This window comes from Paraburkholderia lebeckiae (genome assembly GCF_050436325.1).
Lineage (GTDB): Bacteria > Pseudomonadota > Gammaproteobacteria > Burkholderiales > Burkholderiaceae > Paraburkholderia > Paraburkholderia tuberum.
The window spans coordinates 2,555,547-2,578,476 of sequence record NZ_JBNDLZ010000002.1 but is presented as its reverse complement, the minus strand read 5'-3'; the positions used below and the strand labels follow the sequence as shown (position 1 = coordinate 2,578,476).

Annotated in this window: 21 protein-coding genes; 6 read left to right on the top strand and 15 right to left on the bottom strand. The window is 65.0% G+C overall.

Annotated features, from left to right (window positions below):
• Positions 1-25: 25 nt before the first annotated feature.
• From OKW44_RS15095 to OKW44_RS15065, 7 genes are all read right to left on the bottom strand, one after another.
• On the bottom strand, positions 26-739 hold the full coding sequence (locus OKW44_RS15095; protein WP_018423559.1) for an ABC transporter ATP-binding protein: 714 nt from the start codon (positions 737-739) through the stop codon (positions 26-28).
• A complete protein-coding gene (locus OKW44_RS15090) occupies positions 736-1,545 on the bottom strand; it encodes an ABC transporter ATP-binding protein (RefSeq protein WP_018423560.1) in 810 nt (269 codons plus the stop codon). Before OKW44_RS15090 ends, OKW44_RS15095 begins: the two co-directional genes overlap by 4 nt.
• Complete coding sequence (locus tag OKW44_RS15085; protein ID WP_018423561.1) at positions 1,542-3,494, bottom strand: ABC transporter permease; 1,953 nt, start codon at positions 3,492-3,494, stop codon at positions 1,542-1,544. The genes OKW44_RS15090 and OKW44_RS15085 overlap by 4 nt, the downstream gene beginning before the upstream one ends.
• Positions 3,495-3,667: 173 nt before the next feature.
• A complete protein-coding gene (locus tag OKW44_RS15080) occupies positions 3,668-4,252 on the bottom strand; it encodes an amino acid synthesis family protein (RefSeq protein ID WP_018423562.1) in 585 nt (194 codons plus the stop codon).
• A gap of 50 nt (positions 4,253-4,302) precedes the next feature.
• Positions 4,303-4,893 (bottom strand): amino acid synthesis family protein, encoded by a 591-nt coding sequence (locus OKW44_RS15075; protein WP_018423563.1) that lies wholly within the window; start codon positions 4,891-4,893, stop codon positions 4,303-4,305.
• The gene (locus OKW44_RS15070; protein ID WP_018423564.1) at positions 4,869-5,807 is read right to left on the bottom strand and encodes a UPF0280 family protein; all 939 of its coding nucleotides are present in this window, start codon (positions 5,805-5,807) and stop codon (positions 4,869-4,871) included. Before OKW44_RS15070 ends, OKW44_RS15075 begins: the two co-directional genes overlap by 25 nt.
• 24 nt (positions 5,808-5,831) lie before the next feature.
• On the bottom strand, positions 5,832-7,421 hold the full coding sequence (locus OKW44_RS15065; RefSeq protein ID WP_018423565.1) for a hypothetical protein: 1,590 nt from the start codon (positions 7,419-7,421) through the stop codon (positions 5,832-5,834).
• A gap of 289 nt (positions 7,422-7,710) precedes the next feature.
• Here OKW44_RS15065 and OKW44_RS15060 point away from each other — a divergent pair, with 289 nt between their 5' ends.
• Positions 7,711-8,403 (top strand): TetR family transcriptional regulator, encoded by a 693-nt coding sequence (locus tag OKW44_RS15060; protein ID WP_018423566.1) that lies wholly within the window; start codon positions 7,711-7,713, stop codon positions 8,401-8,403.
• A 483-nt stretch (positions 8,404-8,886) separates the two neighbouring features.
• Here the strand turns inward: OKW44_RS15060 and pcaC are convergent, their stop codons facing one another.
• The 5 genes from pcaC to OKW44_RS15035 form a co-directional block, all read right to left on the bottom strand.
• Positions 8,887-9,288 carry a 4-carboxymuconolactone decarboxylase gene (gene pcaC / locus OKW44_RS15055; protein WP_018423567.1) on the bottom strand — a complete coding sequence of 134 codons (402 nt, stop codon included), beginning with the start codon at positions 9,286-9,288 and terminating at the stop codon, positions 8,887-8,889.
• Complete coding sequence (pcaD, locus tag OKW44_RS15050; RefSeq protein ID WP_018423568.1) at positions 9,285-10,076, bottom strand: 3-oxoadipate enol-lactonase; 792 nt, start codon at positions 10,074-10,076, stop codon at positions 9,285-9,287. Before pcaD ends, pcaC begins: the two co-directional genes overlap by 4 nt.
• Positions 10,077-10,081: 5 nt before the next feature.
• Positions 10,082-11,461 carry a 3-carboxy-cis,cis-muconate cycloisomerase gene (locus OKW44_RS15045; RefSeq protein ID WP_026226369.1) on the bottom strand — a complete coding sequence of 460 codons (1,380 nt, stop codon included), beginning with the start codon at positions 11,459-11,461 and terminating at the stop codon, positions 10,082-10,084.
• Positions 11,462-11,767: 306 nt separating this feature from the next.
• On the bottom strand, positions 11,768-12,427 hold the full coding sequence (locus tag OKW44_RS15040; protein ID WP_018423570.1) for a 3-oxoacid CoA-transferase subunit B: 660 nt from the start codon (positions 12,425-12,427) through the stop codon (positions 11,768-11,770).
• A gap of 13 nt (positions 12,428-12,440) precedes the next feature.
• Complete coding sequence (locus tag OKW44_RS15035) at positions 12,441-13,148, bottom strand: 3-oxoacid CoA-transferase subunit A (RefSeq protein ID WP_018423571.1); 708 nt, start codon at positions 13,146-13,148, stop codon at positions 12,441-12,443.
• A gap of 420 nt (positions 13,149-13,568) precedes the next feature.
• Between OKW44_RS15035 and OKW44_RS15030 the strand changes: the two genes are divergently transcribed.
• The 3 genes from OKW44_RS15030 (at position 13,569) to OKW44_RS15020 (ending at position 16,602) form a co-directional block, all read left to right on the top strand.
• On the top strand, positions 13,569-14,498 hold the full coding sequence (locus OKW44_RS15030; RefSeq protein WP_018423572.1) for a LysR family transcriptional regulator: 930 nt from the start codon (positions 13,569-13,571) through the stop codon (positions 14,496-14,498).
• Positions 14,499-14,634: 136 nt separating this feature from the next.
• The gene (gene folE, locus OKW44_RS15025; protein WP_018423573.1) at positions 14,635-15,273 is read left to right on the top strand and encodes a GTP cyclohydrolase I FolE; all 639 of its coding nucleotides are present in this window, start codon (positions 14,635-14,637) and stop codon (positions 15,271-15,273) included.
• 216 nt (positions 15,274-15,489) lie between these two features.
• Positions 15,490-16,602 (top strand): VTT domain-containing protein, encoded by a 1,113-nt coding sequence (locus OKW44_RS15020; RefSeq protein ID WP_018423574.1) that lies wholly within the window; start codon positions 15,490-15,492, stop codon positions 16,600-16,602.
• A gap of 64 nt (positions 16,603-16,666) precedes the next feature.
• On the opposite strand, the gene OKW44_RS15015 is transcribed toward OKW44_RS15020, so the two are convergent.
• Both OKW44_RS15015 and OKW44_RS15010 read right to left on the bottom strand, forming a co-directional pair.
• Entirely contained in the window at positions 16,667-18,196 is a 1,530-nt protein-coding gene (locus OKW44_RS15015; RefSeq protein WP_018423575.1) for a sensor domain-containing diguanylate cyclase, read from the bottom strand.
• Positions 18,197-18,364: 168 nt separating this feature from the next.
• Complete coding sequence (locus OKW44_RS15010; RefSeq protein WP_018423576.1) at positions 18,365-19,210, bottom strand: CHAD domain-containing protein; 846 nt, start codon at positions 19,208-19,210, stop codon at positions 18,365-18,367.
• Positions 19,211-19,439: 229 nt separating this feature from the next.
• On the opposite strand from OKW44_RS15010, the gene OKW44_RS15005 reads away from it, so the two are divergent.
• Together OKW44_RS15005 and OKW44_RS15000 are read left to right on the top strand one after the other, a co-directional pair.
• A complete protein-coding gene (locus OKW44_RS15005; protein ID WP_018423577.1) occupies positions 19,440-20,033 on the top strand; it encodes a short chain dehydrogenase in 594 nt (197 codons plus the stop codon).
• Positions 20,034-20,269: 236 nt separating this feature from the next.
• Positions 20,270-21,856 carry an inorganic phosphate transporter gene (locus OKW44_RS15000; RefSeq protein WP_018423578.1) on the top strand — a complete coding sequence of 529 codons (1,587 nt, stop codon included), beginning with the start codon at positions 20,270-20,272 and terminating at the stop codon, positions 21,854-21,856.
• Positions 21,857-21,954: 98 nt separating this feature from the next.
• Here the strand turns inward: OKW44_RS15000 and ppk2 are convergent, their stop codons facing one another.
• Positions 21,955-22,881: a polyphosphate kinase 2 gene (gene ppk2, locus OKW44_RS14995; protein WP_018423579.1), complete on the bottom strand. Its 927-nt coding sequence runs from the start codon at positions 22,879-22,881 to the stop codon at positions 21,955-21,957.
• Between the last annotated feature and the right edge of the window lie 49 nt (positions 22,882-22,930).

Below are 22,930 nucleotides of genomic sequence, written 5' to 3'. Positions count from 1 at the left end.
CTTTCGCCGACACTACCCGATGAATTCACACGCTCAGATAAGCGCGCCTCACTGTTTCGTTCCGTGCGAGTTCGCCGATCGTGCCGCTGAAACGGATCTGCCCTTTTTCGAGCACATACGCGCGGTCGCTGACCAGCTCGGCGAAGTGCAGATTCTGTTCGGATAACAGAATGGATAGCCCTTCGCGTTTCAGTTCGAGAATCATGTTCGCCATCTGCTCGACGATCACCGGCGCGACGCCTTCGGACGGTTCGTCGAGCAGCACCAGATAGGGATTGCCCATTAGCGTGCGCGACACGGTCAGCATCTGCTGCTCGCCGCCGCTCATCTGGCCGCCGGGGCGCTTCGGCATTTCGCCGAGATTGGGAAACAGGCGGAACAGCTTGTCGGGAGTCCATTGCGGCGCGCCTTCGCGCGGCGGCTGGCGGCCCGTGTCGAGGTTTTCCATCACGGTCAGGTCCGCGAACACGCGGCGGTCCTCGGGCACGAAACCGACGCCCATGCGCGCGATCTTGTACGGCGCGAGCGCGCTGATGTTCTGGCCGCGAAACGTCACTTCACCGTGGCGGCGCGGCAGCAGTCCCATCACCGCTTTCATCGTCGTCGATTTGCCGGCGCCGTTGCGGCCCATCAGCGCGACCACTTCGCCACGGCCGACTTCGAGGCCGACGTCGAACAGGATGTGCGCGCGGCCGTAGAACGCATTGAGGCCGGAGACTTTCAGCATCGGTTCGCTCATTGCAATGCTCCACGATCCCGCGCGCCGCCTGACGCGTCTTGCAGTGGCGCGTGTGGCCGGAACGTCTTGCCGGTGCCGAAATAGACCTCCTGCACGCGCGCGTCGTTGCGGATCGTGTCGGCGTCGCCCTCGGCGATCAGCTTGCCGCGCGCGAGCACGATCATCCGGTCGGCGTACGCGAATACGACGTCCATGCTGTGTTCGGTGAACAGCACGCCGATCTCGTGTTCGGTCACCAGCCGCTTGGTCAACGCCATCAATTCGTTGCGCTCCTTCGGCGCCATGCCGGCGGTCGGTTCGTCCATCAACAGCAGCTTTGGCCGGTTCGCGAGCGCGATCGCAAGCTCGACGCGCTTCACGTCGCCATAGGCGAGCACGCCGCACGCGCGCTTCGCGTGCGCGCCCATGCCGACCTGTTCGAGCAGCGCGAACGCTTCGTCGGCATGGTGCGAGCCCGCTGGCTTCCAGAGGCCGAAGGTCTTTTTCTCGCGCGACACCAGCGCCATTTGCACGTTTTCGAGCACCGTCATCGAGTTGAACGTCGCGGCGATCTGGAACGTGCGGCCGACGCCGCGCCGCCAGATATCGCGCGGCCGCATGCCGACGAGTTCATGACCGTCGAGCAGAATCGAACCCGACGACGGCTGCAACTGGCCGTTGACCATGTTGAAACAAGTCGATTTGCCCGCGCCGTTGGGACCGAGCAGCGCCAGCAGTTGACCGGCTTCGAGATCGAATGAAACGTTATCGACCGCCTTCAGTCCTCCGAACGATCTCGACAGACCGCTTACGCGCAGCAGGCTCATAGCCCCTCCTTGACCGCGGCGGCCCGTTGCGACGGCGACGCGGCGCCGCCGTTGGTCTTGTCGGCCTGATCGCCGTTCGCGTCGCCGAAACGCTCGCGAATGAAGCCGACGATACCCTGTGGAAACGCGATCACCAGCAGCAGGATCGCGAGGCCGAGCAGCGCCTGCCAGTAGTCGGTCTGGCGCGCGACCGTGTCCTGCAGCCACGTAAACACGGCCGCGCCGACGATCGGCCCGCTCAACGTCTGCAAGCCGCCGAGCAGCACCATCACGAGGCCATCGACCGAGCGGCTCACGCTGATCACTTCGGGCGAGATGTTGCCCTTAGAAAACGCGTACAGCGATCCGGCGAGTCCGCAGAACAGCGCCGCAATCACAAATGACGCCCATTGCACCCGCTTCACGTCGATGCCGATCGCCTCGGCGCGCAGCGCGGAATCGCGCGACGCGCGCATCGCATAGCCGAGCGGCGAGAACAGCATGCGGCGCAACAGCCACACGCCGAGCACCGCGCACGCTAACGTCAGGTAGTAAAACGCAACCGGCGACGACAGCCAGTTCGACGGCCACAGGCCTAGCACGCCGTTGCTGCCGCCGGTCACGTCGTCCCACTGGAACACGACCGACCAGACGATCTGCGCGAACGCGAGCGTCAGCATCGCGAGATAGACACCGGACAGACGCACGCAGAACCAGCCGAACACGAGCGCGCCCACCACCGCGAGCAGTGGCCCGAGCAGCAACGCGGCTTCCATCGGCAGATTCAGCACTTTGAGAAACAGCGCCGCGCCGTAAGCGCCAAGTCCAAAGTACGCGGCATGGCCAAACGAATGCAGGCCGCCCGGACCCATGATGAAATGCAGACTCGCCGCGAACAGCACCGCGATCAGGATTTCAACCAGCAGCACCGGCATGTACGGGAACGCGTTGGCCGCGAGCGGCGCGAGCGCGAGCACCAGCAACACGAAGGCGGCCAGCCCCTTCAGACGCCTGCCCGCCGGACGCAATGGCGTTTCCGGCGTACCCATCGCGCGCACCGCGGCGCTCGCGCGGCCGAGCAGACCCCAAGGCCGCACCACCAGCACGACCGCCATCACGACGAATTCGGCCACCAGCGTGAAGCGGCTCAGCGATAAACCGATGCCGAAGATCGTCACGTGCCCGATACCGATGCACAGTGCCTTGATCTCGGCGATCAGCAACGCCGCGACGAACGCGCCCGGAATCGAACCCATGCCACCGACCACGACGACCACGAACGCATTGCCGATCGTCTCGAGGTCGAGCGACAGGTTCGCCGACATGCGCGGCCCTTGCAGCGCGCCGCCGAGTCCCGCGAGAAACGCGCCGACGAAGAACACGCCGGTAAACAGCCACGCCTGATTGATGCCGAGCGCGCCGAGCATCTCGCGATCCTGCGTCGCGGCGCGCACGAGCGTGCCCCAACGCGTGCGCGTCAACGCGTACCACAGCAGCAGCAAGACGACCGGACCGATCACGATCAGCGCGATGTCGTACGTGGGCAGCGGATGGCCGAGAAAGTCGACCGCGCCCGCGAGATGCGGCGCGCGCGGGCCGAACAGATCGTCGGGACCCCATAGCCATAGCGCGGCATCGCGAAAGATCAGCACGAGCGCAAACGTGGCGAGCAGATGGAATAACTCCGGCGCCTGATAGATCCGCCGCAACACGACGATTTCGACGAGCGCGCCCAACACCGCGACCGCGAGCGCGGCGGCGAGCACCGACAACCAGAAGCCGCCCGCCGTGTGGCCAAAGCGGCTCGCGATGCTATACGCGACGTAAATGCCGAACATATAGAACGAGCCGTGCGCAAAGTTGACGATGCGCGTTACGCCGAAGATCAACGACAAACCGGCGGCGACCAGAAACAGCGTCGACGCGTCGGCGAGTCCATTGACCAGTTGTACCAGCAGATTCGAAAGCATCGAGACCCTCGGCAGCTCGCCGAACGGCGCGCGCGCAACATGCGCAGCGGCCCGATCGGCGGACGTTGCAGCGCGGGCGGCACCATGCGCGCCCGCGTCAACGGCAGGACACTACCAGCGAAACAACCCGCAAAACAAGCGACGGCAAACAGGCGGCTGAAAAAAACGATCGCTCAGCGCAGGCCGTCCTCGCCTTTGATCTCGTTCGCCTGCAAGCCGCCGATGCGCGGCAGCGGCCGGCCCGACGCGGTCACCGCGACCGCCACGACGATTTCGTTCGCGCGCGGCGCATCGGCCACGCGCGCCTCGATCGCGTCGAAATGGCTGCGCACGTAGGCGGCGTCCTTGTGGCCGAGCGGCACGTCGATCGCGGTGCCCAAGGTGCCGATCTTCTTCGCCGACGGCACCAGCGCCGCGCCCTTCTCGACCGCCGCGCGCAGCGGCGCGCCGAGCTTCGGATGCAGGATCGCGGCCGCATGTTCGAGCTCGCCCGCCTCGCCGACGATCGCCGCCTTGCCGTAGCTTTGCGCCTCCCCGGGCGCGATGCCCAACGCCTCGACGCAGCGCTTGCCGAGCAGCGCGCCGAGTTCCTCGCCAGCCTCGATCAGCGCGTCGAGCTTCGCCTCATAGCGGCCCGCATACGGATTATCGATCACCGCGATCGCGACCGCGCGGCGCGCGGGCGGCTCGACGGCCTGGCCCATTTCGATGCGTGTTTCGTCGACCTGCACGACCAGCTTGCGAAGCCTGATTGCCATTTGCGCTCTCCGAGTTTCGTTGCCTTGCTGTACGGTTGCCGCGCGCCGCTTCAGCGCAAGCCATCCTTGCCGACGATCGCCTCTTTCGCGAGGCCGCCCACCCGCGCATGCACGCGCTGCCCCGTGCTCATCGCGAGGATGTAGACGATCTCGTCGGCGGCGGGCGCGCCGGGCACGCGTACTTCGATCGCATCGAAGTGGCTGCGCACGTAGCTCGCGTTGACATGCGTGAGCGGCACGTCGAGCGCGGTGGACGGCGCGCCGACCTTCTTCGTCGACGGCACGATCGCGTTGGTCGGCACGCCGTGCTTTTCGAGCAGCTCGCGCATCGCGTAGCCGCCGGGCACATGCCATAGCGCGCCATGCTCGAGTTCGCCGCGCGCGCCGACAATCGCGCCCTTCCCATAGCTTTCGATCGACGCATGCGGCACCGCCATCGCCGTCAGCAGCCCCTGCGCCATCTCGAAGCCGATCGGCTTCAGCGCTTCCATCGCGGGTTCTATTTTCGGCTCGTAGCGGCCCGCGAACGGATTCGTCATCACCGCGGCGATCGCGCCTCGTCTGAGCGGCTGCGCGGGCGCAGGCCCGAACTCGTGGAAGATGTCTTCGACGTGCGTCAGCACGCGGCGTATTTCGAACACGGAGCCTCCGTTGTCAGTGAAGCGCGCGTGGTGGACAACGCGCGTGAATCGTCGATGCCGGTGACCCGCGCCCGTCCTTGCAGGAACAGCGCGGCACCTTCGATCAAACCCTGGTCGCGCGACCGCTTCGCGACGTCGACGCCGCGCGCGAGCGCGAAATCGATCAGCGGCTGCGGCAGACGCGGCACGTCGACGGTCACCAGCAGATCGCCGAGATCGCTATCGTCCTTCAGCGACGACGCCGGACGCCGCACGATTCCCGCATGGTCGAGATCGACCGCGTTCGCGATCATCGTCGCGGCGGCGTCGGCGCTCGCGGCATCGCGCGCGAGCACGGTCACGCTGTCGGCGATGCCGAGACTGAAGCTGCGGCCGCGCCAGCCGCTCGTCGCGATGCCGCGAATCGGCTGCCGAGCGTCGAGCGTCAGATGCGCGTCGAGCGCAGGGTCGTGCGCGAAACGCGTGCCCGAAATTTGCGCGAGGTCCGCCAACACGCCCACGCGATACTGCTGCCCCGCCGCGAGTTGCAGCGCGATGTCGCCGCCGTTGTTGATGAAGGCGCGCGCGATGCCGTCGCGCGCGAACGCGGCGATCAGTTCGTCGGCGACGCTGCCCGCGACCGCCGCCATCGGCGTGATGAAGCTTGAACGATGCGGATGACACGCGCGCCACATACGCGTCGCGACCGGGCCTCGAAGCGGGCACTCATGTAATGCCGACACAGCCTGCAGTGGTTGACGAAGCACGTTCAATTCGCGGACCAGCTCCTCCAGCACAGGACTGAAGCGCTCCCAGCATGCGTCATATGCGGCACGCACCGCGCCGGGCTCGCCGTCGGCGCCGAGGATCAGGTCGATCGGCCCGTGCTGCCAATGCCAGCGGTGTTCGTCGAGCCGGGTTCGGGTGGGGGTCATCGCGTGATTTTTTGGTTAGGGTGCTTAACCGGGCATTGCAGGCGGCCACGGATTGTCCGGGTCGCGAGCCAGCGTCCGCCGCGCGAGCGGCGCGCCTTCCGTATGCGTCGGCCCACTCGCTAGGACGCTCTGCAACGAGCGCACCGCCTCGACGTGGCCGCCGAGATCGCGGTACGTGTCGTACGTCATCGTGAATTCGATCGGCGCGACGAGCGCCGGTGTCGGCACCGTGCCGAACGAGCGGTCCGGCATGCGCGTCACGTCGACCATCACGGTGATGCCGCCGCCCGGCCACACATAAGCCGGCGCGCCGCCGCACGTGACGTTGACGAGCTTGCGCTTGATCGCGCGCGTGAGCAGCACCGGATTCTCGGTCGCGCCGGCGCGCAGACTGCCGCCCGCGCCGCCAAGAAACAGCACCGTCGCGAGCGACGGCTCGCAGTTCTCGCCGATCCGCTCGACCGTGCGGCGCACCGCGTCGGGCATCGGCGCGATGCGCGGCACGAGCTGTGCGTCGAGTTCGTACCATTGCGCGTGTTCGCCGGTCGTCGAGACCATCAGCACGCGCATGCCCGGCTTCGCGACCGACGGATCGAATCCTTCGACTATCGCGAGCGGGTCCTGAATGTCGGTGCCCCCCCAACCGGTGCCAGGATTGGCAACCTGGAAATAGCGGCCCGGCGTCGATTTGCGGCCGCGTATCTTGAGTCCCGAGCGCGTCATGCCGAGGCAGCGGCCCGCCTGGTGCTCGGTCAGCACCCCCGTAATGTGATCGTCGACGACCACCACCTCATCGACGTGGCCGAACCATTGCTTCGCGAAGATACCGATCGTCGCGGAGCCGCAGCCGACGCGCATGCGCTGCTCCTCGACACCGTCGACGATCGGCGCGACGCCGGCGCGAATCACGAGACTCGCGCCGCCGTCGATACCAAGCTCGACCGCCTCCTTGTTGCCGAGCGCGAGCATCATGTCGCAGGTCACGCGGCCTTCTTTCTTGCTGCCGCCGGTCAGATGATGGACGCCGCCGAGGCTCAGCATCTGCGAGCCGTATTCGGCCGTGCTCACGTGACCGACGATCTCGCCGTCACAACGCACGTTGGCCTGTTCGGGGCCGAGAAAGCGATCGGTGTCGATCTTCACCTTGAAGCTGCAATAGCTGAAGATGCCTTCGGTGACGACGGTGACCATGTCGACGTCGTCGAGCTTCGATGCGACGATGAACGGCGCGGGCTTGTAGTCGGGATAGGTCGAGGAGGCACCGACGCCGGTGACGAAGAGGGCCGGTTCGACGGTGCTTTGGTCGGCGGCGGGGGATGTGCCGAATTCAATCGCCGCATTTGCCTGGTCGGCGTCGGCATCATCCGTACGCGACAGAAACACCACCGGATCGACGCGTATCAACCGCCCATCCGCATTCGCATAACGATCGCACGCGCCGGTGCGCCCTTCCGAGATCTGGCACAACACCGGACACGCATTGCATTCGATCTTGTTCGCGGCCATGCGCTCGCTGCGCGGCGCCGACTTTTCGAGCACGGTCGGCCCCGGCGTCGACGCGGTATCGCGATCGACACTGTCTGCACCGAAATCGACCTTCGTATGTTCTGTCATCGTGGGGTTCCGTACGACATCACAGGCGCGACATGGCTGGGGGTGCTGCGCGGTGCGCGAATCGTCCCGGTTTCAGGGCACTTCCGCGTGGGCCGCCCACTTTCATGTTGCGGTCACTCACCGTTCATGTAGTATCTTCTACACCAAACTCGATTGAAATCTACTCGATCAAAATCGACTGTGCAACGTGTTTTCCGTCACGCGGGATCATGGTGCAATGCGGCATCGGCGTGCCGAGTCTGCGCGCCCGCCGTTCAAACCTACGCTGACAAAGAGATCCGAGACCGTCATGAGCCCCACCGCCGCCCGCAAGCCGGGCGCCATCGGTATCCGCGCGAAACAGGCGCAGGACACGCGCGCCAAGATCCTGAAGGCGGCCATCAGGGTGTTCGCGAAGCAGGGTTATGCGAGCGGCCGCATCGAAAGTATTTCGAAGGCCGCGCGTTCGCACGACCGGATGATCTATTACTACTTCGGCAGCAAGGAGCAGTTGTTCATCGAAGTGCTGGAAACGATCTACACGCAGTTCAACGAAGCGGAAAGCAAACTCGATCTCGATCTGCGCGATCCGGTGCACGGCCTCGAACAGATGGTCGAGTTCGTCTGGCAGTACTACCTCGATCACCCGGAGTTCGTCACGTTGCTGTCGAGCGAAAACCTGCACCGGGGCAAGCATGCGAAAAAATCGCTGAAGCTCAAGGAGATTTCGGGCTACGCGATTTCGGTCGTGCAGAAGCTATTGGACGCGGGTCGCGCGCAGCACGTGTTTCGCGCCGATATCGCGGCGCGCGACGTGTATCTGATGATCGCGTCGCTCGGCTATTTCTATAACGCCAATCAGTACACGCTCGGCGCGTTTCTCGGCGAGCCGCTGATGGACAAGGCGGCGCTCGCGCATTGGCGCGAGGTGATCAAGGAAACGGTGTTGCGCGCGGTGTGCGTGCAGGTACCGGTGAGCGTTGTAGCGACGACTACCGTATAAAAAAATATCGGCGCCCGCCGAATTCGCGAAGGAATGCCGTGCGCATTCCTTCACAACGGTGACAGGCGTTTTCGTTTTTTTGCGGCTTCCGTTTGCTGCGGTTTTCGTGGCTTGAGGCTTCACTGCCCTGACGTTCTTAACGTCCGGTTTTTGCACATCTGCAGCGTGGTTCTGTTTTCCCCACGAATCGGCCCACTGTAAAGGACGGATTTGAATTACCACACACTATGATTTTGACCGTTCACCGGACGAACTGAAATGGCCGGCCGCTACCGCAACCCTTCCTACCGCCAGTACCTGCCGCAGGAACTGCTCGATGAACTGCGCGCGGTGTCGAAGGCGACCCCCGTCGGGTGCAGCAGATCGCGTGGGTGGCCGTGCAGCGTTTCCCGCGTGAGCTGCGGAGTCCGTCGTGAGCACGCCTGCCCTCGCCTTCGACCTGATCCTGCGCGATGCGCCGGGCCAGCTGCGCGTGCTCAGTCTTTACGACTTCGCCGCCGCGGCCGCCGCATCATCCTCGCGGAACAGCTTGTCGGCCAAATGAAACGCGGAGTTAGCCGCCGGCACGCCGCAGTAGATCGCGGTCTGCAGCAGCACTTCCTTGATCTGCTCGCGCGTCACGCCGTTGTTTTTGGCGGCGCGCAGGTGCAGCGCGAGTTCTTCGCTGCGATTGAGCGCAACCATCATCGCGATCGTCAGCAGGCTACGCGTATGACGCGGCAGACCTTCACGCGTCCAGATCTCGCCCCATGCATAACGCGTGATCAGGTTCTGGAACTCCTCGGTCAGCTCGGTGCGGTTCGCGAGCGAACGGTCGACGTGCGCGTTGCCCAGCACCGCGCGACGCACCCCCATGCCGGCTTCGTAACGGTCTTCGTCGTTCATTTTGCCTCCGTCAGGAAGTCGAGCACGGTCTTCGTGAACTCGCCGACCTTTTCGATGTTGGAAATATGCGAGGCGTCGAGTTCGACGTAGCGCGCGCCCGGAATCGCCTGGGCGAGTTCGCGGCCTTGCGCGGCCGTGGCGGCCAGATCGTGCGTGCCGCTGATCACCAGCGTCGGCAGCTTGATACCCGGCGCTTCGGGGCGCAGATCGGCCGCGTCGATCGCGTCGCAGTTCGATGCGTAGCCTTCCTTGTCGGTATGCACGAACACGTCGCGGATCATCGCCAGCACGACCGGCTCGCGCTCGATAAAGTCGGCCGTGAACCAGCGCGGCAGCACCGCGTCGGCGAGCGCGAACATGCCTTCGCTGCGCGCCTTCGCGGCACGCGGCACCCACACTTCCGGCGAGCCGATGCGCGCGGCCGTGTTGCACAGGACGACGCGCTGGAAGCGGTCGCCATGACGCGCGGCGAGTGCGACGCCGGTCAGGCCGCCCATCGATATGCCGCAGAAATTCGCGCGCGCGATCTTCAGCGTATCCATCAGGCCGAGCACGTCGCCGCTCAGCTGCTCGATCGTGTACGGACCCTTCGGCGCTTCCGAATGACCGTGGCCGCGTGTGTCGTAGCGCAGCACGCGGAAGTGCTTCGACAACGCCGCGACCTGCGGCGTCCACATGGACATATCGCAGCCGAGCGAATTCGACAGTACGAGCCACGGCGCGTGGCCGTGACGATCGCCGTCGATGCGATAGTGAAGCTCGGTGCCGTTGACTGCGGCGTAGGGCATGCCGGTTACTCCTTGGAATGGGCGCGCTGCGCGCGCGTGGTGTGAAGCGCCAGCGCGGCGTCGACATATGCGTGCGCCTGGCCGACGTATTGAGCGGGATCGAGCAACTGCTTCAGGCGCTCGAGCGAAAGATGTTCGGTGACGGCCGCGTCGGCGGCGAGCACGTCGTACAGCGTCTTGCCGTCGCGGATCGCCGCCTTCGACGCGCGCTCGACCAGATGATGCGCGTCGAGCCGGCCGATGGAATCGCCGAGCGCGAGCATCACCGCTTCGCCGAGGATCAGGCCGCGGGTGACGTCGAGATTCGCGGCGAGGCGCGGTACATTCACGCTCAGGCCGGACGCGATCTGTTCGATGTTCGCGAGCGCGCCGCCCGCGAGGCGCGCGAGATCCGGCAGCGCGTCCCATTCGGCCTGCCAGCCGCCGAGCGCACGTTCGTGCTCCTGCACCATGCCGGCGAGCACGGTCGCCACGAGGCCGGGCGCGCGCGTCGCGGCAGTCAGCACCGCCGCGCAACCGACCGGGTTGCGCTTGTGCGGCATCGTCGACGATCCGCCCTTGCCGGACGCGGCCGGTTCGGCGAGTTCGTCGATTTCGGTTTGCATCTGGAGCGACACGTCGCGCGCGATCTTGCCGAGCGTGCCGATCAGCATGCCGAACAGCGACGCCGTCTCGGCGATGCGATCGCGCTGCGTGTGCCACGGCAAGGTCGGCACCGCGAGGCCGAGTTCCTTGGCAAGCGACTGCGTGACCTGCGGCGCCGCCTCGCGCAGACTCGCGAGGGTGCCCGCCGCGCCGCCGAATTGCAGCACCAGCACACGTTCGCGCAACGCATCGAGCCGCTCGCGATGACGCAACAGCGCGTCGAGCCATTGCGCGAACTTCAGACCCAGCGTGATCGGCAGCGCCTGTTGCAGCCACGTGCGGCCGATCATTGGTGTCGCGCGATGGGTGGTCGCGAGTTTCGCGACCGCGTCGCAGGTGGCTTGCAGGCCGCTGTCGAGCAGGTCGAAGGTGTCGCGCAGTTGCAGTACCGTCGCGGTGTCGATGATGTCCTGGCTCGTCGCGCTCCAATGCACGTATTTGCCAGCTTCGGCATCCGCGGCTTTGACGCGTGCAGTCAGTTGCTTGACGAGCGGAATCGCGAGGTTGCCGCCCAGCGCGGCGTCGCGTGCGAGCGCGTCGGCGTCGAGCTGATCGGCCTGGCAGGCCGCTTCGATCGCGGGGACGGCGGATTCGGGAATGACTTTGTGCGCGGCAGAGGCACGCGCGAGCGCGGCTTCGACGTCGAGCATCCGCTGCAGCGTGGCACGCGGCGCCCAGATGTCGTTCATCGGCTGTGTGCCGCAAAGAAGGCCAGTCAGACGGGCGCTGGAGTCGAGCATGGTGACAACGATGTTTGAGGGAATCGGAAGCGAAGAAGCGGCACCGCGCGCGGCGGTTCGAAGCAGACGCCGTGGCGGAGCAAGCGCTCGTAGCGCGCTTGCTCCGCGCTCGTGCCGTGCGTATGCCGCAGTATGTGCTGCGTATTGTGCGCCAAACGCGGTCAACCCGTCGCTGAAGTTGCCAGGCCAGCGCTGACGAGGAGTTTGCCCCGACATCGCTGACCCGTTCGCGCAATGCTGCTTTCAGACGAGACGCCATCGACGCGGCCGCAAAGCAGACCGCCGCCGCGACGCCTCAGCGAACCATCAGGCCGCGCGCGCGGCCTGCGTGCCGTCGGTCATCGGCACACCGGTCAGCTTCAGCAGTTCGTCGAAGCCGATGTCCGTGAAAATCTCGCGCACGACGAGGCCTTCCTTCGTGACGTCGATCATTGCGAGGTCCGTATAGATACGGGTCACGCAACCGATACCGGTGACCGGGTACGAGCACTCGGCGGTGATCTTGCTCTCGCCCTGCTTGGTCAGGTGCTCCATCATCACGTAGACCTGCTTCGCGCCGATCGCGAGGTCCATCGCGCCCCCGACCGCCGGAATCGCGTCGGGTGCGCCGGTGTGCCAGTTCGCGAGATCGCCCTTCGCCGACACCTGGAACGCGCCGAGCACGCAGAAGTCCAGATGGCCGCCCCGCATCATCGCGAACGAATCCGCGTGATGGAAGTAGGCGCCGCCCGTCAGCAGCGTGACGTGCTGCTTGCCGGCGTTGATCAGTTCGTCGTCTTCCTGGCCCTTCGCCGGTGCGGGGCCCATGCCGAGCAGACCGTTTTCGCTGTGCAGGAAGATTTCCTTGTCTGCGGCGAGGTGGTTCGCCACCAGCGTCGGTACACCGATGCCGAGGTTCACGTAAGCGCCTTCAGGGATGTCCTGGGCAACGCGCTTGGCCATTTCATCGCGAGTCAGTTTCTTCATGTCGGTCTCCAGGTCAGGCAGCAGCGTCGTGAGGATTGGGCGTGGGGGCATGCGCCGCTTGCGGCACCGCGATCACGCGTTGCACGAAAATGCCGGGCGTGACGATTTCTTCCGGATCGAGGCCGCCGAGCGGCACCACTTCCGACACCTGCACGATCGCGGTCTTCGCGGCGCTCGCCATGATCGGCCCGAAGTTACGCGCGGTCTTGCGATAGATCAGGTTGCCCCAGCGATCGCCCTTGTACGCCTTGATCAGCGCGAAGTCCGCGTGCAGCGGCGCTTCGAGAACGTAGTGACGGCCGTCGATCAGACGCGTTTCCTTGCCTTCGGCGAGCTTGGTGCCGTACGCGGTCGGCGTGAAGAAGCCGCCGATGCCCGCCCCCGCCGCGCGGATGCGCTCGGCGAGGTTGCCTTGCGGCACGAGTTCGAGTTCGATTTCGCCGGCGCGATAGAGCGCGTCGAACACATACGAGTCGGTCTGACGCGGGAACGAGCAGATGATCTTGCGCACGCGCTTGGCCTTCAGCAGCGCCGCGAGGCCGATATCGCCGTTACCTGCGTTGTTGTTGACGATGGTGAGCTCGCGCGCGCCCTGCTCGATCAGCGCGTCGATCAACTCGGACGGCATGCCGGCCGTGCCGAAGCCGCCGATCATGACGGTCGCGCCGTCGTGGACATCGGCGACCGCCGATTGAAGTGTCTCGAAAATCTTGTTGATCATGTCGAATTTCCTTTGGGGGCGCTACGTGCCGCTGGGCTGACAGCCGTAACCGGCAAAGCATGCGCGGAAACAGTCTCCTGGCATGCTGGCGACGACTCGCGAGGGGAGAGCGGGCTGGCGCATTCGATTAATTCGCCGCTGCATTTTGTTCGTTGCGTGAACAGTGATTCGTTTAGCGAACGCCTCGGCGATTATGGTTGTCCGGTGGGCCGATTGTCAAGGCAGGGAAACCCCCTTCATCATAGGTCGCCGCGCGCGGCGGCGAAGGTCCGGGATGCCGTCGTCCTGCACTCGCCCTGCGCGCGAAAATGCCGGCCGCGCAAAATCCCACTATCCTTATGGGCGATTTTTCAACTAGGCTCTATAACGATACGGCATAAGCCTTCCCCTGCCCCACCCGCCCCGCGAGCCTTAACAAGCATGTCCGAGACACATCTGGATCTGAACCTGATCCCCTATCTGGTCGCGATGGAAGATACGCGCAACGTGAGCCGCGCCGCCGAGCAGCTCGGCGTGAGCCAGCCGCGCGTGAGCACCGCGCTGGGGCGCCTGCGCGAATACTTCGACGATCCGCTGTTCGTGCGCACATCGAAAGGCATGGAGCCGACACCGCGAGCGCTCGCGATCCTGCCCGCCGCGCGCGACGCGTTGCTGCGCATCGAGAAAGGCATGCTCGACGTGCAGGATTTCGATCCGGCGACCAGCACGCACACGTTTTCGATCGCGCTGTCCGACGTCGGCGAAATCGTGTTTCTGCCGCGTCTTTTGCAGTTGTTCGCCGAGCGCGCGCCGTCCGCGAATCTGCGCTCGGTCACGCTGTCGCCGTCGCAAGTGGAACGCGGGCTCGAATCGGGCGACGTCGATCTCGCCGTCGGCTATTTTCCGGACCTGGCGGGCAACAACTTCTTTCAGCAGCGGCTCTTCACGCATCGCTTCATCTGCCTGATGCGCAGCGGACATCCGCTGTCGAAGGGACCGCTCACGCTCGAGCAATACGTGGCGTCCGGGCATGCGGTCGTGCGCGCCGAGGGACGCAGCCAGGAAGTGCTCGAACAGTACCTCGAAAAGAAACGCATCAGACGGCGGGCGGTGCTCGAAACGCCGCACTTCATGAGCCTGCCTTTCATCCTCGCGCGCACCGATCTGCTCGCGACCGTGCCGCACGCGATCGGCTTCGCGTACGTGTCGGAGCATGCGTCGATCATGCTCGTCGAGCCGCCGCTGCCGTTGCCGCGCTTCGATCTGCGGCAGCACTGGCATCGCAAGTTTCATAACGATCCACGCCTCGGCTGGCTGCGCGGCGTGGTCGCCGAGCTGTTCAACGATGCGATGGACGAATGGCCCAAGTAGCCGTGCGCAGCACGCCCGCGACTGCCCCGGCCGCGAAAGGGGCATCGGCACCTTCAGCGCAAAACATGGAACAATGACCTCAGTTACTGACCCCGCGCGTCGCGCAGCGTCGACGCGCGATCCAGGAGGACGACGCATGACCAGCAGCAAGGCAAAAAAAACCAAACCCGTAGCGGCCGCCGAACGCCCGAGCCGCGAAGAAGCCGAGGCAGCCGTGCGCGTGCTGCTGCGCTGGGCCGGCGACGATCCGCAGCGCGAGGGCCTGATCGACACGCCGGCACGCGTGACGCGCGCTTACGAGGAGTTCTTCGTCGGCTATCAGATCGATCCGCGCGATATCCTCGCGCGTACCTTCTCCGAAGTGGACGGCTACGACGAAATGATCGTGCTGAAGGACATCCGCTTCGAAAGCTATTGCGAGCACCATATGGTGCCAATCATCGGACGCGCGCACGTCGCGTATCTGCCGAATCATCGCGTGGTCGGCATTTCGAAGCTCGCGCGTCTCGTCGATGCGTTCGCGAAACGGCTGCAGATTCAGGAAAAGATGACGGTGCAGATCGCCGATACGCTGAACGACGTGCTGCAGCCGGCCGGCGTGGGCGTGATTCTCGAAGCCGCGCATCAGTGCATGTCGACGCGTGGCGTGCACAAGGCGGGCGTCACGATGGTCACGTCGCGCATGCTCGGCACGTTCCGCACCGATCCGTCGACACGGCGCGAGTTTCTGGCGATCGTCGGGAATCCGGGCGTGATGTCGGTGCCGAATACCTGATGAGGTGGACCCGGGGACTGCCTGTGGTTCGTTGACGATGCAGCCCCCGCCCCTGCGAATCCAGAGTGCGCGCCCGCGCGCACTCTCTTCAAGCGCCGGCCACGTTGCGGTGGGCACGCGGGGTTGACAGTTAGTTGCGTATTGGCGATTGAGGCCGATGTTCGACACCGGCCGTCCACGCATGCCAGCCCAACAGCAGCGACAGGAGCGCCTCAATTGGTCGAGTTTCCGTTGTCGGCGGTTTCAACCTGGGGCAGCACTATCGTGTTCGTCAACGTCCTGCTGACGCGCCTCGGCGTACCGATTCCGGCCGTACCGATGCTGCTGTTCGCGGGCTCGGCGATCGCCGCGGGCACCCTGGCGTTCTGGCCGACCCTCGGCGCGGCGGTGCTGGGCGCATTGATCGGCGACGGCACCTGGTTCGCGGCGGGCCGGCTGTATGGACGCAAACTGCTTTCGTGGCTCGGCCGCTTGTCGCCCGCCGTCGATACGAGGCTGGAAACCGCGCGCGCGCTATTCGAACGCTATGGCGTGCCGCTCGTGTCGATTTCGAAGTTCGTGCCCGGCCTCGGCCTGATCACGCCGCCGCTAATGGGTACGACTGCCGTCGACATCCGCATCTACGCACTATGGGATCTGGCGAGCGTGACCGCGTGGGCGACGTTCTGGCTGCTCGGCGGCGCGGCCGTGGAACGCGAGGTGCATATGCTGCGCGCGTTCGTCGAGCAGCGCGGCGGCACAATCGCCGACATTCTTCTTGCGGTGGCGCTCGTCTATCTGCTCTACCGGCTGTATCTGCGATATTACGAACGGCGCCGGTTCACGCGAGCCACGTCGGCCCAAGCCGCGCCGATGCTGGCCGCGCCGACGCGGGCCTCATCGGCGAGTGCCGCCGCGTGGAGCATGCCGTGGCGCAGGCGGCGCTCCGGTCGCCTGCGCCGCATGGCGCCGTCCCGCGTGCTCGATGCGCGGCCCGGCGCTCCGCTGCTCGATCTGCGACGCCAGATTCCCGACGCGCGCGCGCTCGATCCGCATTCGCCTGAGCAGATCGACGGCGCGCTGCGCACATACGACCTGGTCATCTATTGCATCTGCCCGGACAGCGCGACCGCGCTCGAAGTCTCGCAGCATATGCGCAGCAATGGCTACACGCGGATTCGCGCACTGCGCGGCGGGCTCGATGCATGGCAGCGGCGTGGCTTCCCGGTGGGCTTGCTGGCTCACGCGGATGGTTCGGCCGCCAATCGGCCGCGCTCGGCGTCGCGGGACGAAACACCTGCGGCGGTGACGTTGCGCGGCTTCGCGCCGCGCAGTGCGGACCGCGCCTGAATCGCGCCGCATCGCGACAATCTGCGCCGACGAAGCGCCCGCCCACGCGAATGAACACCTGGCGTTAAAGCACCGCCCCAGTGCGCGACGCCCCCTGCGTCGCCGAATACTCGTCCCACTGCGCCGACCGGGTGCGATTGCGCCCTTCGTTCTTCGCCACATACAACTGTCCGTCAGCGGCGGCCAGCAGCTCGAGTCCGTTCGCGAAATCCATGGCGCTCGGCAGCGCCGTTGCGCAGCCGACGCTCACCGTCACCGCCTGCGGCGCATCGTGTCCGCGCACGATGACCTGGTTTTCCACCTTGCGACGAATCTGCTCCGCGACCGCGAACGCGCCCTGCGCGGTCGTATCCGGCAGCACCAACGCGAACTCTTCGCCGCCGTAGCGAGCGACCAGATCGGCCGAGCTCCGCGCCACCGACGCGATGCAATCAGCCACCGCGACCAATAACTCGTCGCCGCTCTCATGGCCGTAGGTATCGTTGAAACGCTTGAAGTGATCGATATCGATGAACAGCACCGACAGCGGCTTGTTCTCGCGTCGCGCCCGCTTCCATTCGTCGTCGAGCCGCTTGTCGAGCACGCGGCGATTGTTGAGCCCGGTCAGCGGATCGGTCGCGGCAAGACGCAGCAGCGCGGCCTGCGCGCGCTGTTTGTCGCGCAGCGCGAACGCGAGCAGCCACGACACGAGCACGAACACCGAGCCGAACGAGATGGTCAGCGCGGCGGCCACGTGACTGCGACGCTGCCACGGCGCGAGCACGTCATCGACAGCGGGCGCGACGGCCACGATCAGCGGCGTGCCCGGTACGTGCGTGTAGGTGAAGATGCGACGCACACCGTCGACCGGCGAGACCGATACGTAGCTGCCGGAGTCGTGCACCGTCATCGGTGCGAACGTCGGCGACTTTGCGACGCTGGTGCCGATAGCGCGCGCGTCGATCGGCTTGCGCGCGAGCAGCGTGCCGTCCGCCATCACGATGAAAACCGAGCCCTGCTCGCCGGTGTCGATCCGGTCCAGCAGGTGCTGGAAGTACTCGATGCGAATCGCGAGCAGCGCGATGCCGGCAAAGCGGCCTTGCGCATCGTCGATACGCCGCGTCAACGCGATCGACAGCTTGCCGCCACGCAGCCGCGACATGAATGGATGCGAGAAATACAGGCCCGCCGCCGGATTGCGCTGCTGCACCTGAAAGTATTCGCGATCGTCGAGATGGACGGTGGTGTTGGCGTCGGCGTACTGCGCGGCGGCCACTTCACCGTCGGCGCCGACTATATACGCACCGCCGAGAAAGGCGGCGGTGGTCGCGCGATCGAACAGCATCGCCTGGCGAACCGGGACCGGCAGCGTCCATGTGAGCGGATCGCTCGCGGCATCCACCATCGATTGCAGCGACAGACTATAGATTTCGACGTTGCGCGCGAGATCGGCGGAAATGATCGACACGAGGTTTTGCGACGTCTGGCGCGCATGATCGAGCATTTCGCGGCGGCCTTCGCCGACCTCCACCGCCGTCAGGATCGACATCGCCAACGCGACGAGCGTGCCGGCGACGCCGGCCACCCACGGGCGGTTGCCCACATAGCGGGTCATCCCGGCTCGAACGGCGCGCAAGTCAGGCACAGCCGATGACGCAGCGAAAGCCAATGCGGCGCCACGCTCCTCGCCTCCTTCGCGGACTATTCTTTCGGACCGCAGCGCGGTGCGCCGTGCATTTTGGGCTGCGAATCCTCCGCGCTAACGAGGACCGAACGCGCGCTCTCAGCCCAGTAGCTCCGACGCCGCGCGCAAGCGGCGTTTGCGTTTCCTGTCGAGCCAACCCAACGCGGCTTCGATGTGGTCCGCGTCGGCAAGCGACGCGGCATTATCGCGCAACAGCGTTTCGCTCGCGACGGTATCGTTGAGCATGCCGAAGCGCTTCTGGATTTTTTTCAGGCGCTTGAGCGTGCGCTTATGGCTGGTTTTAAGCACCGGCCCGAAAAACTCGAACAGATAGCGCAGTTTCTTGCCCGCTTTTCTGACATCGTGAAAGGCTGCGTAATTCGAGCGTTTCGCATGGCGTGCGCGTTTGATGCGCTTTTTCAATGAGTGCTCCGACACCCCTATGCGTCGAGCGGCAAATTTGCGCAGCGCAATAGCCGAATCGTGCGTGGCGTGCAGTTGCGCGGAAGTGGTGGCCAACGCATCGCGCAGCAGGTGCTTGACGTCGGCGTTCAACAACGTCTCGCGGCTGGTCGCCAACGTGTCGCGGCGCGCCTGCTCGAGCTTCGGCATCAATGCTTGCGCGCCGCTGTCTTGCTGCTTGAGCAACGCGATCAGGATGTCCCAATCGCGCGCTTTACCCGCCGCGGTGGCGAGAAACTTGTAGACCGCGCGTTGCCGGGAATTTTCGCCCTTGTCGAGCAGCGGTGCGAAAGCCCACCATAACGAACGCAAACGCCGCAGTGAAACGCGCAGTTTATGCAGCGCTTCGGGTGACGCGTCGCCGTGCACCCCTTTGGCGAGCCGGATCGCCTCATCGACGAGCGGCGCGGCATAGGAAGTGAAGGCTCGCTGTGCCGGTTCGTCCTGTACCGGCTCGTTGACTGTCTCGCTGTCTTGCTTCATCGACGCTCCTGGGAAACATGACCTTACTTTCAGCGTAGCAAAAATGATGCTCAGGAGGATCGGGGCGCGTGTCAGCCGGCTCTTTCCTCACGCGTTGGCGCGTCACGCTGGCAGCGTCTATCCTCGACCAATAGGATCGTGCGTTGCACGGTTCGGTTCGGCGAGCGCTCCGGCTTGACGATGCGGTGTGCAGCGCGGCAAATGCCGCAAACAGACCTTAGGAGGATGTATGCGAATACTCGTTGTCGGTGCGACCGGCCTGCTCGGTTCGCACATCGTGAGGCTGCTCGCCACCGAGCATGACGTGGTGGGCGCGAGCCGCAAAGGCTCGGAATTGCACGTCGACCTGTCGGACAAAAGCAGCATCGAAGCGATGTTTGCGCAAGCCGGCAGCTTCGACGCGATCGTCTGCGCGGCCGGCTCGGCAAAATTCGCGCCGCTCGCGGCGCTTGGCGACGAAGACTTTTCTTTTAGTCTTGCCAATAAACTGATGGGGCAGGTCAATCTGGTGCGCTGCGGCGTAGACCATGTGTCGCAAGGCGGCTCGTTCACACTGACGAGCGGCGTGCTCGCGCAACAGCCGATGGAAGGCAGCGCCGCCGTCAGCATCGTCAATGCGGGTGTCGAAGCGTTTGCGCGCTCGGCCGCGCTCGAATTGCGGGGCAAGGCCCGCGTCAATGTGGTGAGCCCGGGGTGGGTCGCCGAAACGCTCGAGTCGATGGGCCGCGATCCGTCGCAAGGGGTACCGGCGGAAATCGTCGCGGAAGCTTATAAACGCACCCTCGGTGGCAGCGCAAGCGGCGAAGTAGTCAGCGCATCGTGAGCGCAACCGAAGCCCACTCGCCGTTCGTGTTATTCATCACTTGCTTAGTCCGCTTCGGACGTCTTACTATTCCCGTCCACCAGCCTGCGTAGTCTTTACCGGCGTGAGCGGCGCAGCATAGGCCGCGCCGCGTGTGTTTTTCCTGCGCCCCCAATGTCGTCACGCAGTTGTCATCATTGCGACACACAGCGAAAGCAGCATCAAAAACTCTGCGACCACTTTTTGGGGCTCACGTCATGCCGGAACTTTCGTATCCGCAACCAGGCGCCGCCAGCGGCAAAGGCCGTAGCGCCGGCCTGGTTATTTTCGTTGCCCTGCTGATCGCGGGCGTCGTGTACTGCGGCGTTCATCTGATAGACGATCTGCAGCCCGTACGCGAAAGCTCGGTGCTGCCGTATCTGCTGCTCGGTGTCGCGCTGCTGATCGCGCTCGGCTTCGAGTTCGTCAATGGCTTTCACGATACGGCCAACGCCGTCGCCACCGTCATCTATACCCACTCGCTGACGCCGAATATCGCGGTGGTCTGGTCTGGCGCGTGGAATTTTCTGGGCGTGCTGACGTCGAGCGGAGCGGTCGCCTTCGGCGTGCTGCAACTGCTGCCCGTCGAGTTGATTCTGCAGGTTGGCAGCAGCGCCGGCTTCGCGATGGTATTCGCGCTGCTGATCGCCGCGATCATCTGGAATCTGGGCACGTGGTCTTTGGGCCTGCCGTCTTCGAGTTCGCACACGCTGATCGGCTCGATCATCGGCGTAGGTCTGATGAATCAGATGCTGCATGGTGCGAACGGCACCAGTGGCGTGGACTGGAATCAGGCGCTCGGCGTCGGCAAGTCGCTGCTGTTTTCGCCGATCGTGGGCTTTCTGCTTGCGGGCTTGCTGCTGCTGATCCTGAAGGCCGTCGTGCGCGTGCCCGCGCTGTATGCCGAGCCGAAGGGCAAGGAGCCGCCGCCGTTCTGGATTCGCTGCCTGCTGATTCTGACCTGCACGGGCGTGTCGTTCGCGCATGGCTCGAACGACGGCCAGAAAGGCATGGGGCTGATCATGCTGATCCTGATCGGTACCGTTCCCACCGCCTACGCGCTGAACAAGGCGGTCACGCCGGCGCAAACGCAGAACTTCGTCGCGGTCGCGCATCAAACCGTGGCGACGCTGTCGCGCTACACGCAGGGCGCGGCGCCTTCCGCGGATCCGCGCGCCGACGTCGAGGCCTTCGTGCGCACCCGTCAGTTGACGCCCGCCACGCTGCCGGCGCTGCAGCAGCTGACCGAGCAGATCGGTCGCCAGGTCGGCGAGTCGGGCTCGATGGCCTCGGTGCCGCAAGGCATCGTCGATAACGTGCGCAACAACATGTATGTCACCTCCGAGGCGATCCGTCTGATGCAGAAGGCCAATCAGCCGCAGTTCTCGCCCGAAGACGCGAAGGTCATCGCCAACTTCAGAACGCAGATCGACCACGCGACCAAGTTCATTCCGCCGTGGGTCAAGGTGGCGGTCGCGATCGCGCTGGGTCTCGGCACGATGGTCGGCTGGAAGCGCATCGTCGTGACGGTGGGCGAGAAGATCGGCAAACAGCATCTGACGTACGGCCAGGGCGCGTCGGCTGAACTCGTCGCGATGGTCACGATCGGTGCCGCCGACGTCTACGGTCTGCCGGTGTCGACGACCCATGTGCTCTCTTCCGGCGTGGCCGGCACGATGGCGGCCAACGGCTCGGGTCTGCAATGGGCCACGGTGCGCAGTCTGATCCTCGCATGGGTGCTGACGTTGCCCGCGTCGATCGCGCTAGCGGGCGGGCTGTTCTGGGTATTCCGTTCGGTGTTCTGAGTTCGCCGATCTGGCGGGGCGAAGCAAGAAGAAAAGCGCGGTACGCTCATACACGTACCGCGCTTTTTCGTTGGCCAGCTATTTCATATGATCCGCTTTTAATACAGCTCCGGCACGATCATCGACTGAGGCACCGGCTGACGGCTATAGTCTTCGTGATAGACACGCGAGGGCAAGTCGATCTGCGGATGCTCGATTTCGTGATACGGCACCTGGCTCAGCAGATGCTGAATGCAGTTCAGGCGCGCGCGTTTCTTGTCGACGGCCTGCACGACCCACCACGGCGCCTCGGGGATATGCGAGCGCTGCAGCATCACCTCCTTCGCCAGCGTATAGGCTTCCCAGCGGCGCCGGCTTTCCAGATCCATCGGACTCAGCTTCCACTGCTTGAGCGGATCGCGAATGCGGTTCTGGAAGCGGATTTCCTGCTCTTCGTCGGTGATCGAAAACCAGTACTTGAGGATCTGCACGCCGCTGCGCGCCAGCATCTTTTCGAACTCCGGCACCGAGCGGAAAAACTCTTCGTATTCCTCGTCGGTGCAGAAGTTCATCACGCGCTCGACGCCCGCGCGGTTGTACCAGCTGCGATCGAATAGCACCATCTCGCCGCCCGCCGGCAGATGCGATACATAGCGCTGGAAATACCATTGCGTGCGCTCGCGATTGTTCGGCGCGGGCAATGCGGCCACGCGGCACACGCGCGGATTGAGGCGCTGTGTGATGCGCTTGATCGCGCCGCCCTTGCCGGCCGCGTCGCGCCCCTCGAAGATCACGACGAGCCGGTGCCCGGTCGCGACGATCCAGTCCTGCAGCTTGACCAGTTCTCCCTGCAGCCGGAACAGTTCGCGGAAGTACTGCTTGCGCGCCTCGCGATGCTCGGGCGTAAAGCCCTCCGGGCCATCGATGATGCGGTCGTCGACCTCCATTTCGAGTTCTTCGTCGTAGGCGTCGATGAGGTCTTCCTCGAAACGGCGTTGCCGCTCCGCCATCAGTTCGATATCGGGTGTCGGGTCTGGCTCTTTCATTGCGGCTCTCCTCGCAACAGGAATGGGATGGCGCGCGGCGGCTAGCGCG